Here is a 13,628-nt window from a genome sequence, read left to right on the forward strand (position 1 = left end):
TAGTAGTTTACACATTAGCAAATATAAGGCTTTGAATCAATTTTCAAATATATTTTTTAAGTTAATTTTAACGATTCATATCACCTCCTAATACTTTTCTCATGCCATCATAAAACGAAATTGGCTGATAATTTAGTATATCATATGCTTTATTATTCGTAAAACCTGTCTTTAGCGGGCGACGTCCATGCTCAACAAATGTGGATGCTGTAACAGGTAAAATATTTGAGACTGAAAGGTTTAAATATTCTGCTACTTGAAGTGCAATTGCATAAGGAGTCAGGTAATCTTTGCCTGAAATATGAAATATACCTTCAACTCCTTGAGCGGCGATTAAAGCACATCCATTTGCCAAATCACCCGCATAGGTAGGGGTTCTATATTGATCATTGACCACCTTTATAGCTTCTCCTTTACTCAATTTATCTTTCACCCAAGTCATAATATTAGTTCTGCTCATGTCTTTCACTTGTCCATAAACCAAACAAGTTCTTACAATCGCAATCTTGATTTCTTTTTCTTTGAGAAGTAAATCCTCAGACATCAATTTAGTTTGCCCATAAAAATTGGGTGGATTTCTTTGATCGTCTTCTTCATATAAACCTTTTTCACCATCGAAGACAAAATCTGTAGACAGATAAATGAAGTGCTCTAATCCATTTTCTTTCCCCACTTGAAGTAAAGTTTGAGTTGCAGTCACATTCTGACGGACAGCCTCATCATGATCATCTTCACAGTTTTCAACTTTTGAGATCGCCGCACAATGAAAAATTATTGAAGGCTGCGTATTTTGAAGCACATCTCTCACCATTTTTTCATCTGTGATGTCCATAGTGAGATATTTATAACCCTCTTCTTTTAAGCGATCTCCCCCTCTTCCCGTAGCTATCACATTGTAAGTATTTTGAGATGTAAGTAATTGGGTAAGATGTTGCCCTAATAATCCATTTGCTCCTGTAATCAGAATTGTTTTGCTCATTTTTTGTATAAATTAAAGTCGAATTTGCACTAATTACGTAAACTAATTTGAAAGAATGAATGTTATTAAAGAGGCAATTAGTTAATTAATGATAGGATTGCTATTTTTGTGTATCAAATCTTTTTACTTTCATATGATTAAGTTTTCAACACAAAGTGATACTGAAGTTCAAGAGCTGGAGGAAACCCTGGTTGATTCTGAACTTAACAGAGAATTGGTCGTTTTCAACGACGATGTAAATACATTTGATACTGTAATTGATGCTTTGATTCAAATTTGTGATCATACTACGCATCAAGCGGAACAGTGTACTTGGATTATACATTATAATGGAAAGTGTGCCGTAAAGAATGGTACTTTTGATGAACTAACACCTATGCGAACTGCATTGTGTGACAGAGGAATTTCTTGCGAAATTTTATAATTTTTACATTTCAATACTGATAGCTGTGCCTAACTTACCTTCAAAATCATTAGAAAAGGCCGTAGAGGAAATTGCCAAACTTCCCGGAATTGGGAAAAAGACTGCTTTGAGAATGGCTCTTTTTATTTTGAAAGAAGATGAACTGTTTGCCAAAGATTTGGCCACTTCTATCGCCTCTTTGAAATTAAATGTAAAGTATTGTAAGAAATGCCACAATATTTCCGATGATGAGCTCTGTGGAGTCTGTTCCAACCCATCAAGAGATTTTTCAACTTTATGTATTGTTGAAAATATGTCTGATGTATTGGCCATTGAATCTACAGGTGCTTACAAAGGAATTTACCATGTTCTAAATGGGGTGATTTCACCGTTGCAAGGTATCACTCCAATGGATCTAACTATTGAGCATCTCATTGAACGTGTTCATTCAGAAGACATCAACGAAGTTATTTTCGCTCTGAATGCAAGTTTGGATGGCGACACAACTGCTTTCTTTATTAGACAACAATTAGAGAATATCACTTCCCTTAAAGTGACAAATATTGCTAGAGGTATTCCTGTAGGCGGAGCTTTAGAATTTGCAGATGAATTAACACTCGGCAGATCTATTTCTGAAAGAACATCCCTCTAGGTAATAACAGCTCTAAAACAAAAAACTGGATATCTTTCTCAAAATATCCAGCTCATTTTTATTTCTAATCTTAATGAAAAGTACTACACTTTTCTAAGTTCCTTTTTGGCTTTCTTTTGTTTATTCTTCAACACTCTTGCAGAGATATAAATACTTATTTCGTACAAGAATACAATCGGTCCTGCAATCAATATTTGCGTAATTGGATCCGGAGGAGTAATGATTGCTGATACAATAAGAATGATTACAATAGCATGTCTTCTGTATTCCTTCATACTGTCAGGTGTAACCATGTCAGATTTTGACAAGAAGTAAACGACCATCGGCAATTGGAACATTACACCGCCAGAAAGTACAATCATGGCTAGGGTGGAAATGTAGGAAGAAATATCAAACTCATTCAATACACTTTCATCAATTTGATAATTTGAAAGGAAATTGATGGCCAATGGAGATACGACATAATATCCAAATAATACTCCTGTGATAAATAATAAGCTCACAAAAAACGTAGCTCCGGTTGTTGCATTCTGCTCATTTTGATATAATCCTGGCTTTACAAAACGCCATATTTCCCAGAAAGTGTAAGGGAAAGCGAAAATCAATCCGATCACAATAGAAGACATAATGTGCATGGCAAACTGACCTGTCATTGTTCTACTTTGGATCGTAAAAGGCAGACTTTGAATACACAACGCATCCGTATCCATATAATGTGATAATTCACACAACCATGTATAGGTAGGAAAATCTAAACGTGACGGTCCTAAAATGATGACGTTAAAAACAAAAGATTTTGCTACAAATGCAATTACTGAGAAAATAAAAATTGATGCTACCCCTCTCAACACGTGCCATCTTAGCTCTTCTAAATGATCTAAGAATGACATTTCCTGCTGTTCGTTATTATCTGCCATTCGTTTGTATGAGTTCGTACTTAAATTTCGGGCTCAAAGTTCGACATTTTGAATGAAATCGCATAATATTTAAAAGAACTAAATAAGAATACTTGTAAATACTAAAGCATTCTGAGTAATTTCGTAAGTACTTATATTCAAATATTAATATCCGGAGAAAATTTTTATGTTATCCAATCGCAATAAATATCTTTTTTTAAACTTCGTCTCCATCCTTACCTTGTTCAGTTTTACTGTCTTTGGACAAAGTGAATCTTATAAACAATATAGTTTTGGCAGAAAAGTCGTTATTGTGATTGACCCCGGTCATGGTGGCACTGATGTGGGTAAACCTAGAAGTAAAAGCTATTACAAGCATGAATCTGACCTTAATCTAGATATTGCTTTCAGACTTGGAGGCTATTTAGAGGAAAGAGTCAATAACGTAGTAGTAAAATATACTCGAAAGACGGATAGAACTGTTTCACTCGATGAAAGAGTAGAATATGCTAATAGTGTTAATGCCGACTATTTTATAAGTATACATTGTAACAGCTTGGCACACAAAAGCTATCATGGTACTCAAATTCATATTCAAAGCAAAAAGTTTCCCACTTCCCATACTCTAGCAAAACAAATTGATCAAGATTTTATTAGAGCTGGAAGAAAAAGTAGAGGTATTCGTGACCGTAATGACAGAGGCCACAACTTACAAGTACTTCAATATACTGAAATGCCTGGTGTGTTAGTAGAATGTGGTTTTATGAGTAATGCCAAAGAAGAAGCTTATTTAAACTCAGGCAAAGGACAAACTTATATTGCATCGGCCTTGTTCAGAGCTATTCGTGATTTTGAAAATAAAAGACCTAGACCTGCTGATGATAAAAGATACCCTTATTATAGAGTACAAATTGGATCTACTTCAAACCCGACTGCTGATCTGAAATCAAAGAAAATTAGAAACCTGAAAATGAAAGTGGATCCTCATAAAGAAGGAAAAATGTATGCACTTTTAGTCGGAAGGGAATATGAAAAAAAAGTAGCTGATCAGCTTGCTAAAACAATTCGTAAAAAAGGTTTTAAGGATGCATATGTAAGAAGATTTGATGCTCCAAAAGTTAAAACTGCAACTCCAGTTCCTGAGAAAAAAGTAGAAGTAAAAGAAGCACAAATTGCTGTAGCAAATACAGCAACTCCGCAAGATTCAACAACTTCTGATAAAAAGAATGAAAAATTATCAAGCCTTCATTTCTATAGAATCCAAATCATGTCAAGTGTTGATGATGTGGAATTGAATAAAAGAGAATTTAAAGTGTTAGGCTACCCTGTTTTCCTTTTTTATGACGAAGAATCAAAAAATGCCTACAAATATCAAGTGCTTGTAGGGAAAACTTACTCTAAAGAGGAAGCACAAAAAATATTGAGTTCAGTAAGACAAAAAGGGTTTCCTGATGCTTTTATAGTTACCGTATTAGAAAACCAAGCAAGGAAACCCCATAAACAATTACTTCCATAGTATTTGAAAACTCAAACTTCTACTTCCAGTACGTGTTCTTTTTGAATTAGATTCAACATGGTTTCATCCAAAAGCTGGTCAAGATCTTTTTCATTCTTCAGCATTTGCTTCAATACATCCAATATCGCATCATCATGCACCTGATCAGCATACATCAAAATATTCTGATAGCCTGTAAGGTCATTGGAATGTAACTGTCGGATGGTTGAAAGTATTGCTATGTCTGTAATATTATGATTTGAAGTGTTTTCTAACACTTTATTCATTTCCTTGATCATACCCAAACTGCATTCACAAATATCTCCCACTTGATTTTCATGAAGGTCTGTAAATAATTCATCCAAAAAGTCGATATGTTTCTGTGCACTTTTCTCACAAATAGCCAAAACTCTTTTCAGCCCCACAGACTTCACTCTCAAACCCAACTCATGGTAAACACCAATCTGCTGTGTCTCAGAATCATATCTATCTTTCATTTGATGAATAAATAAATCTCTTAAATCTTCAAATTGTTTCATAATGATTTAGTTTTAAGATGATTGACAATATAAATTAAATTCACAATCACAACGTCACTACACTATAAGTGTAATTCACACACCTAAAATAACTCCATCAAAATTCAGTTTCAATGACAAAAATCACTAGAAATAATTTCCTAATCATCATGAGATAATGAAAGTTAATCCTATATTTGTTATACAAAAGAAATGAAATGAAATGAAGCGAAAAAGAGCAGATTCAAAGAAACTGCTCTTTTTTTTATGTCATCATTATCTAAACTTTATTTTTTACCATTAGAATAGTTTCATACCCTCATACACGCTAGAATGATTGTTAGGCTGAATTTGCCCTCTGAAACTTAATTCAATATTTTCTGTCTGTGCTCTCACTTTCACATTGGCAAAATTTCCTTCACCATCCATTGTGAAACTCATATTCGCCATCATAATTGGCCCTTGCACATTACATTTCACATTTACTCTACCGTTATCAAGTTTTTCAACTTCATAACCTGAAATTGTGCCTTCCATGGTAATACCACCAACACCATTCAACCCTACTACACCATCGAATCCTAATTGGAAAACGGCTTTATTTCCTACTACTTTCACAAAGTTGATATTGCTGTTTACGTTTTCAACGTTTCCGTATCTGTCGTAAACTTGAGTAGCTTCTAAAACAAAACTTGCACTATCAATTCCACGAACGGCATTTTCGTGAATAATAAGCTCTAATTGTTTTGCGATTAATTTCTTTTGTTCTCTTTCTTTCTTTTTCTCTAATCTTTTCTGAGCTCTCAACTCTTGTTTTGTTAAAGGTTGCTCATCAAATGAAGCGTCCTGTGCGAATAGATTTGAGCTTAACATAAGAGAAATCGAAACGATAAATATTTTAATTAAGTTCTTCATAGTATTTTCAGCTTTTTCGGTTTCTAAATTATTTTTTATAGTTAATTGAACGATTGAATAGTATTTAAGTTATTTTGATTGAATTTTATTAACAGATGGAAATAATTCGAAGGAACATAGATGGCTTTTGAATACATAAAAATATTATGAAAGAAATAGGAATCATTTCTGACACACATAGCTACATTGATGAGCATATTTTAAAAAACTTAGAGGGCTGTGATGAAATATGGCATGCTGGCGATATTGGAGAGCAACATGTGATGGATGAACTAGAAAAAGTTGCTCCTACTAAAGCAGTTTATGGAAATATAGATGATGGAAGCCTAAGGGCTACTTATCCTGAGGAAGCAATTTTTGAAGTAGATGGAGTAAAGGTATACATAATACATATAGGTGGATACCCTCCTAAATATACTGCAAAACTCAAAAAACGCTTGAAGGAGCTACAACCCGATCTTTTTATATGTGGCCACTCTCATATATTAAAAGTAATCCCTGATCAGGAAAGGAAATTATTACACATCAATCCTGGTGCAGCAGGCAGACATGGCTTTCATAGAATGAGAACTTTGATCAGATTAAGAATAGATGAGGGTAAACCTAAAGATTTAAAAGTGGTAGAATTAGGTTTAAGAGCTAAGTTCTAGATACTTACACCAAAACAATGATAATAATCAATATTTATTAACACTTACATCATCGCTGTATGTGTTCATGATACGCTTAATTTGTTCTTGAAAGTTATGAGATGAGATAATGCTAGCAAACTGAAAATATTTTTTATAATAAAAATCAGTTTCTAAAGCGTGACACAGATAGGCATCGGGCGGTTTAAGTGCTCGATGCCTATTTTTTTACTATTATATTTTCAAATAGACCACAAAACACCACTTCAATTGTACGTACTTTGAATTATTAAATTAAAACACTCTACTATAAGAGTACAAAAACCTAATTCTTAAGAGCATGTTTAAAACATGCTCTAAATAACCAAACACAATCTTTATTATAAATGAATAATTTATCAAAGCTACTTGAAGTTGTTACTGTCATGTTCCGTTTGGGTTGTATTGCCTTTGGTGGACCCGCCGCACACATTGCTATGCTAGAAAAAGAAGTTGTTGACAAAAGAAAATGGATGAGCAATGAGCATTTTCTAGACCTAATTGGCGCCACCAATTTAATCCCTGGTCCAAACTCGACCGAAATGACGATGCATGTTGGGCATGAAAGAGCAGGGTTCATGGGGTTAGTTCTAGGAGGAATAGCTTTTATTTTTCCGGCTGTTGTAATTACCGGTATTTTGGGCTGGTTTTATACTGAATACGGCGAACTACCTAACGTTGCACCTTTTATTGTAGGAATCAAACCTGCAGTATTGGCTATTATCATGGGGGCAATTTTAAAGCTCGGCAAAAAAGCTTTAAAAAGTATTGAAATAGGAATTTTAGGTGCATTGACATTAGTCGCGTCTCTTATGGGTGTGAATGAAATTATAGCATTATTAAGTACTGGTATTTTGGGTATTCTTTATTTCAGCTTCAAAAACAGTAATAGCATAAATAAAAATGCCTTGTTGCCTCTCTTATTTACTTCAGCACCTCTAAAAGGGATAGCTGGTGTTTCCACATCTACAATTTTTCTTACTTTCTTAAAAGTTGGAGCTGTATTATATGGTAGTGGATATGTACTTTTTGCCTATTTAGATACTGAACTTGTTGGAAATGGATGGCTTACTAGACAGGAATTAATGGATGCAATTGCAATTGGTCAATTTACTCCAGGGCCTGTACTTTCTACAGCCACTTTTGTTGGGTTTCAACTTGGAGGTATACAAGGGGCAATTATGGCTACATTGGGTATATTTCTCCCCTCTTTTATTCTGGTTTTACTATTAAACCCTTTGATTCCTAAATTGAGAAACTCCAAACATGTTGGATATTTTCTTGATGCTGTCAACATTGCTTCCGTAGCAATTATGGTAAAAGTATTATTTGAAATGACCATAACTTCACTTCATAGTTGGCAAAGTATTCTAATTGCTGTTTTAAGTATAATGATCACTTTTAAATTCAAAAAAGTGAACAGCATGTGGATCATTTTAGGAGGTAGTTTATTAGGGTACACATTGGAGTTAGTTTAAACTAACAACCCATTTTTAATTCAATATCTTGGTCAATGTTTTTAATTCATTGGCTTTTTGATTTTTGTTACTGATATTTTTTCTAATTTCGTTCTGTAAAAATTCTTTAATCACCATTTTTTTAACTCCAAGAAAAGATCATGTGCGGTATTACAGGTTTATTTGCCTTCAATGAAATTGGTCGAATGCAAGCTATCCATATGCATAAAGCAACAGAGGTTATTGCTCATAGAGGACCAAATGCATCTGACGTTTACAGCAGTCATTTCGTTCATCTAGGACATAGAAGACTTTCTATCATTGACTTGTCTGAAGGTGCTAATCAGCCTATGCATGATATTTCAGGACGTTACACCATTGTTTTCAATGGAGAAATTTATAATTATCAAGAGATTAAAGAACAGTTGAAGAACAAAGGTGTTGAATTCAAAACAAGTTCTGATACTGAAGTATTACTCTATGCTTATATTCATTATGGCAAGGACTGTGTAAATTTATTCCATGGTTTCTTTGGGTTTGCCATCTATGATAATGTGGAAAACAGTCTTTTTATAGCAAGAGACAGAATGGGAATAAAACCATTGCTTTATGCTGTAGATGAGGATAAAGTAGTTTTCGGTAGTGAAATGGTTTCTCTTCTTCAATTCGGTATTGAAAAAGATGTTGACCCCACTTCTATTTTCCAATTATTGCAATTAACTTATATTCCTACTCCTGATTCTGTCTTCAAGAATATCAAGAAACTTCCCCAAGGACATTATATGTTTATTAAAGGAAAAGAGGTCATTGTTGAGCCATATTATCAGCTTCAAAAACAATGCTCAACACCTTTAGATCTTTCGTATGAAGAAGCACAACAAGAACTTCTGAAAGTGATGGACGCTTCCATTAAAGAAAGAATGATTTCGGATGTTCCATTAGGTGCTTTTTTAAGTGGAGGAATTGACTCTTCTGCGGTAGTTGCTATGGCATCAAAACATACAGAACAGTTACAAACGTTCTCTATTGGCTATAAAGACGAGCCTCTTTTTGATGAAACACATTATGCTGAATTAGTCGCCAAAAAGTACAATACAGATCATACTGCTTTTAAACTAACGCCAGATGATTTTTACAATCATCTCTTTGGTATGCTGGATAGTTATGCAGAACCTTTTGCCGATGCATCAGCTTTGGCTGTAAATATTTTGTGCAGGGAAACAAAAAAGAAAGTAACAGTTGCTTTATCTGGAGATGGCGCTGATGAAATGTTCGCAGGATACAATAAACACCTGGGGGAATGGAAATCAAGAAACCAAGGAACTTTAGCAAAGGCCATCAAAGCGGGTCTTCCTATTTTAAAGCAACTCCCTCAAAGTAGAAACTCTGCTTTAGGAAATAAAGTGAGACAAGCCATCAAATTTGGTGAAGGGTTAAAACTTTCTCCACAGGAAAGGTATTGGTTCCAATGCTGTTGGAGAGATACCGATACAACAAGAAGCATCCTTTCTCAAGACTTTAAAGATCAAATAGATGAAAATGCTTTTTCACAGAGAAAAGCACATCTCACACAATCGATTAATGGAACTGGAATTAATGATGTTTTATTCTCTGACCTTAATGGTTTATTGGTCAATGACATGCTGCACAAGGTAGATTCTATGAGTATGCTGAACAGCCTTGAAGTACGTGTTCCGTTCCTTGATCATAGAGTAGTTGAGTTTGCAATGCGACTTCCTTCTGAATATAAAATCCATGGTAACATGAAGAAGAGAATCTTACAGGATGCATTTAGAAATTTACTACCTGAAGAGCTCTATAAACGACCAAAACACGGATTTGAAGTACCATTGATGAATGGGTATAAAACTGCTTTAAGAAGTTGGGTCAATGAAATGTTAGACAAGGACTTTGTAGCAAATCAAGGCATCTTTGATGTCAATTATACAGAGAGTTTGAAGAACACAATCTTTAATTCTTCCAATTATGATCAAAACCAAGTATGGTCAATTCTTGTTTTGCAGAATTGGTGGAAAAAATATAATCCTTCGTTAAATAAAGCTTAAAAATATAATTTTGTTAAAAAAATTACTTTAATTGAGAGAAATTAATGATATTAAGTAATCTGCCTCATTGAGGTATTTTACAAGTGTTTCCACGCTTTATTAATTTTTTTATCTATCTAGGATTTATCCTATTGGAAGTTACCAACTACAAATTTTTTAGAAGGTGCGCATAAGAATAATCTTCAATCTCCGTAACAAGGGTGCAATTTTACCCTTCCACCACCAAAAACTTGTTCAGAACATGCTGAAGATAGCGTGTGCTGATAATGACTTATTCGATAACGCCAATTTTACTTTTTCTGGGCTTAAAGGACAGACAAAAGTTGGCCGAGAAGGTCTACATTATTTTTCAAAAAAAGCAACCATCGTATTAACCAGCCCAAATAAAGAATTCGTTGACAGTATCGTCAATGGGTTGTTCAGAGAATCTCATATTCTTTTAGGTAATTTGATGCTGCAAGCTGACAGTGTTGAGGTAGAAGAAGTACCTCAGTTCAGTGAGTCCATGAAATACCTCTGTATCTCACCCATTGTACCTTTCCACGATATTCAAGGGTTAAACAACAAGATGTTTGTAAATCCTGTAAGTGATGACTTTTCTGATATGTTGTATGATTCTACAATGTTCAGAATGGAAAGCTCAGGTTTGTATACCCAAGAGCAAATAGCCTCTTTCTTCAGGTTTCAAGTGATTCCTGATCAAGACTATTTAGCAAGGATCAATCGAATGGACAAAAAGTTTGCCCGTATCTATTCTGTAATTAAGAATGGAGAAATCAAGGAAGCTAGAGGTTATACCCTCCCATTTGAAATTTTAGCAGCTCCAGAAGTACAAGAGTTTATCTATCACAATGGATTTGGTGAATTGACAGCTCATGGATTTGGTATGCTAGACATTCCTTATTTCAATCCTGATAAAAAGCCTTATATCGTCGGTGAAGAAAATTCTAGTTCAGAATAAACGGCGTAGGCGTAAAACATAATATAAAAACGATCAAGGTGATGATACCAACAATTTTACGTTTGGTGTCAACACCTTTTTTGTATAATGCTGGTGGGTGATGTAATCCTACAAACTTTGATAAAATCACTCCGAAAAATAACCATCCCGTATACCCTGTTGCAGTCGGAATAAAAGTTACAGTAACAAACTGAGCAGTAAAAATACCCATTGCATAAAGTGCTATCGTTATTTTGTCTTTGAACAGTTGCATAGAAACAAAATACAAATAGAAAACATATAGTGGAGCATAAGTCAGAAGGTATTCATGACTGTCATTTGCAGAGAATAAACCTAATCCACCCCAATATAAAAATGCGGCAAATGTAAAAGGTAGAAGCTGATGAAATCGTTTATATCCTATTATACTATATAATGCATGCCCTCCATCCAATTGCCCAAAAGGCAAAAGATTTAATGCTGTAAAAAAACAAGCCAAGAAACCTGCAAACAGATAAGGATAATGCATCATTTCATGTGGATTGGGTACTAATGATGGATCTGGAGCTACATAATGCTTGAAAAATTCAAATAACAAGTTAGTACCAAACATCATATCTTCGCCTTCTCCCAAATTATCATATACATGATTCGCATAATCTAAACCATACTCCTGATATTCGGGATGAATCTGAAAAATATATTCTTGAGGAGGTAAATGTGTAAAGCCATAAAATAAAACAAACAAAGCGGCTACAAAACCTGCTAAAGGACCTGATACACCTACATCAAAAAACGCATTTCTTGATTTGATCATGCTTTTAATTTTAATGAAAGCACCGAAGGTACCTATTGATGGAGCTATACTAAAAAACCATACCGGTAGATAATAGGGTAAAGTGACTTTGAGTTTGTGGTATTTTGCAGTGAAATAATGGCCAAATTCATGAACCGTCAATATCCCTAAAAATGGAACCGAATAAGAAAGTGCTCCCCACCATTCTTCTGGACTGATTGGAGTGAAAATAACAGATTTTCCATATAACCATTCCAAGCCTGCAAAAGTGGTTGCTACAAGTGTTATTATAAATAAAAGAAGGTGTTTCCACCAGGCCATCCCCTTTTTGTTCTCTTTGTTCTCTTTTTTCTCTGGGAGTGTAAACTTTGAAAAGTCAAATTCTTGCTTCGTCTCTTTATTTTCTTCCATATTTTAATTCCATCAATAAGTCTTGCAAGTTAACTTTGTAGCTTGGATCATACAACAAAAAAAGAGAATGATAGAAAAGAAGCATCTTCATGAAGAATTTACAGTACCAAAAGCCGGCAAACAGGTACGATTAGACCATTTTCTATCTTTAAACCTTCCTAATAAAAGTAGAAACATCATTCAGAAGAAAATTAAAACTGAAATGGTGACTGTCAATGATAAAAAGTCAAAAGCAAGTTACCTTGTTAAACCTGATGACATCATTCGTTGGTATGAACCTTTTAATAAACTTACAGAATTGCTAGATTATGATTATCCCTTAGAAGTACTCCATGAAGACAGTGAGTGCATTGTAATCAATAAACCTGCCCTAATGCCCATGCATCCTGGACTAGGCAATTATGGCAATACTGTTCAGAACGCATTAAAAACTTATTATAGAAAAACGGATCAGAAAGATGTACTCTTAAAAGACTGTATTGTCCAGCGTTTGGATAAAGATACGAGTGGGGTACTAGTTTTGGCTAAAACTGAACATGCTAGACAATTTTTAAGTCAGCAGTTTAAGAAAATGAAACCTTACAGAATTTATAATGCTTTGGTATGGGGAAATGTAAAAGAGGATCAGGGAACAATTCATCAACATATTGGCAGACACCCAGAAAATGAAAGAAGTATTGAAGTTTCCGTGGATAAGTCTTTTGGCAAAGAGGCTGTAACGCATTATAAGGTACTACAGCGTTATTCTAAGTTCACTTTAGTTGAATGCAGGTTGGAAACGGGCAGAACGCATCAGATCAGAGTTCACATGCAATTCCTAGGACATCCCCTTGTTGGTGATCAGCGTTATGAGGTTTCCTATTTAATACTAGACCGAAAAATTCAGAATCAAATCGGGCGTCATTGTCTACATGCTAAAACTTTACATTTTATCTCTCCCCTTGATCAAAATACTGTACTGGAATTTGACTCCGTATTACCTTTAGATATTACGGCACTGATAAAAAGTGTATAAAATAAAAAAAGACAAGTCCATAACGAACTTGTCTTTCTCTTGAATTGGTTGGCGGAACAGACGGGACTCGAACCCGCGACCCCCTGCGTGACAGGCAGGTATTCTAACCAACTGAACTACTGCTCCAGTCATCGGTTTTTGAAAGTCTTGATGAAGACTTGTTGGCGGAACAGACGGGACTCGAACCCGCGACCCCCTGCGTGACAGGCAGGTATTCTAACCAACTGAACTACTGCTCCAGTCATCGGTTTTTGAAAGTCTTGATGAAGACTTGTTGGCGGAACAGACGGGACTCGAACCCGCGACCCCCTGCGTGACAGGCAGGTATTCTAACCAACTGAACTACTGCTCCAGGTCGCTTTTTAAGAGGCGTTTTTCTTAAAAGCGATGCAAATATGCACCCTTGATTTGGATAAT

Annotated in this window: 13 protein-coding genes and 3 tRNA genes; 8 read left to right on the forward strand and 8 right to left on the reverse strand. The window is 34.9% G+C overall.

Features of this window, described 5'->3' with window-relative positions; all coding sequences use genetic code 11:
* Nucleotides 1-67 precede the first annotated feature (67 nt).
* Complete coding sequence (locus tag HHU12_RS10435; protein WP_169656685.1) at nucleotides 68-979, reverse strand: SDR family oxidoreductase; 912 nt, start codon at nucleotides 977-979, stop codon at nucleotides 68-70.
* Between the two features lie 133 nt (nucleotides 980-1,112).
* Between HHU12_RS10435 and HHU12_RS10440 the strand changes: the two genes are divergently transcribed.
* Together HHU12_RS10440 and recR are read left to right on the forward strand one after the other, a co-directional pair.
* Complete coding sequence (locus HHU12_RS10440) at nucleotides 1,113-1,403, forward strand: ATP-dependent Clp protease adaptor ClpS (RefSeq protein ID WP_169656686.1); 291 nt, start codon at nucleotides 1,113-1,115, stop codon at nucleotides 1,401-1,403.
* Nucleotides 1,404-1,428: 25 nt separating this feature from the next.
* Complete coding sequence (gene recR / locus HHU12_RS10445) at nucleotides 1,429-2,034, forward strand: recombination mediator RecR (RefSeq protein ID WP_169656687.1); 606 nt, start codon at nucleotides 1,429-1,431, stop codon at nucleotides 2,032-2,034.
* An 83-nt stretch (nucleotides 2,035-2,117) separates the two neighbouring features.
* On the opposite strand, the gene tatC is transcribed toward recR, so the two are convergent.
* On the reverse strand, nucleotides 2,118-2,951 hold the full coding sequence (gene tatC, locus HHU12_RS10450; protein WP_169656688.1) for a twin-arginine translocase subunit TatC: 834 nt from the start codon (nucleotides 2,949-2,951) through the stop codon (nucleotides 2,118-2,120).
* 220 nt (nucleotides 2,952-3,171) lie between these two features.
* Between tatC and HHU12_RS10455 the strand changes: the two genes are divergently transcribed.
* On the forward strand, nucleotides 3,172-4,446 hold the full coding sequence (locus tag HHU12_RS10455) for an N-acetylmuramoyl-L-alanine amidase (RefSeq protein ID WP_169656689.1): 1,275 nt from the start codon (nucleotides 3,172-3,174) through the stop codon (nucleotides 4,444-4,446).
* Nucleotides 4,447-4,457: 11 nt separating this feature from the next.
* Here HHU12_RS10455 and HHU12_RS10460 read toward each other — a convergent pair whose 3' ends face one another.
* Nucleotides 4,458-4,964 (reverse strand): YciE/YciF ferroxidase family protein, encoded by a 507-nt coding sequence (locus HHU12_RS10460; RefSeq protein ID WP_169656690.1) that lies wholly within the window; start codon nucleotides 4,962-4,964, stop codon nucleotides 4,458-4,460.
* A 279-nt stretch (nucleotides 4,965-5,243) separates the two neighbouring features.
* Nucleotides 5,244-5,858 (reverse strand): DUF4251 domain-containing protein, encoded by a 615-nt coding sequence (locus HHU12_RS10465; RefSeq protein WP_169656691.1) that lies wholly within the window; start codon nucleotides 5,856-5,858, stop codon nucleotides 5,244-5,246.
* Nucleotides 5,859-6,004: 146 nt separating this feature from the next.
* Here HHU12_RS10465 and HHU12_RS10470 point away from each other — a divergent pair, with 146 nt between their 5' ends.
* The 4 genes from HHU12_RS10470 to cas6 all read left to right on the forward strand — a co-directional run bounded on the left by HHU12_RS10470 (nucleotide 6,005) and on the right by cas6 (nucleotide 11,010).
* On the forward strand, nucleotides 6,005-6,508 hold the full coding sequence (locus tag HHU12_RS10470; RefSeq protein ID WP_169656692.1) for a metallophosphoesterase family protein: 504 nt from the start codon (nucleotides 6,005-6,007) through the stop codon (nucleotides 6,506-6,508).
* Between the two features lie 365 nt (nucleotides 6,509-6,873).
* Nucleotides 6,874-8,004, forward strand: a complete 1,131-nt coding sequence (gene chrA / locus HHU12_RS10475) for a chromate efflux transporter (protein WP_169656693.1) — start codon at nucleotides 6,874-6,876, stop codon at nucleotides 8,002-8,004.
* Between the two features lie 140 nt (nucleotides 8,005-8,144).
* Complete coding sequence (gene asnB / locus HHU12_RS10480; RefSeq protein ID WP_169656694.1) at nucleotides 8,145-10,049, forward strand: asparagine synthase (glutamine-hydrolyzing); 1,905 nt, start codon at nucleotides 8,145-8,147, stop codon at nucleotides 10,047-10,049.
* Nucleotides 10,050-10,290: 241 nt separating this feature from the next.
* On the forward strand, nucleotides 10,291-11,010 hold the full coding sequence (cas6, locus tag HHU12_RS10485; protein WP_169656695.1) for a CRISPR-associated endoribonuclease Cas6: 720 nt from the start codon (nucleotides 10,291-10,293) through the stop codon (nucleotides 11,008-11,010).
* On the opposite strand, the gene HHU12_RS10490 is transcribed toward cas6, so the two are convergent.
* A complete protein-coding gene (locus tag HHU12_RS10490) occupies nucleotides 10,997-12,196 on the reverse strand; it encodes a site-2 protease family protein (RefSeq protein WP_240970907.1) in 1,200 nt (399 codons plus the stop codon). The genes cas6 and HHU12_RS10490 overlap by 14 nt on opposite strands.
* A 67-nt stretch (nucleotides 12,197-12,263) precedes the next feature.
* Between HHU12_RS10490 and HHU12_RS10495 the strand changes: the two genes are divergently transcribed.
* The gene (locus tag HHU12_RS10495) at nucleotides 12,264-13,211 is read left to right on the forward strand and encodes an RluA family pseudouridine synthase (protein ID WP_169656696.1); all 948 of its coding nucleotides are present in this window, start codon (nucleotides 12,264-12,266) and stop codon (nucleotides 13,209-13,211) included.
* A 49-nt stretch (nucleotides 13,212-13,260) separates the two neighbouring features.
* Here HHU12_RS10495 and HHU12_RS10500 read toward each other — a convergent pair.
* The 3 genes from HHU12_RS10500 to HHU12_RS10510 all read right to left on the reverse strand — a co-directional run bounded on the left by HHU12_RS10500 (nucleotide 13,261) and on the right by HHU12_RS10510 (nucleotide 13,563).
* Nucleotides 13,261-13,337 (reverse strand) — tRNA-Asp (locus HHU12_RS10500).
* Nucleotides 13,338-13,373: 36 nt separating this feature from the next.
* A tRNA-Asp gene (locus HHU12_RS10505) sits at nucleotides 13,374-13,450 on the reverse strand.
* 36 nt (nucleotides 13,451-13,486) lie between these two features.
* Nucleotides 13,487-13,563: transfer RNA gene (locus tag HHU12_RS10510), tRNA-Asp, on the reverse strand.
* Between the last annotated feature and the right edge of the window lie 65 nt (nucleotides 13,564-13,628).

The organism is Flammeovirga aprica JL-4, from assembly GCF_012844305.1.
GTDB classification, from domain to species: Bacteria; Bacteroidota; Bacteroidia; order Cytophagales; family Flammeovirgaceae; genus Flammeovirga; species Flammeovirga aprica.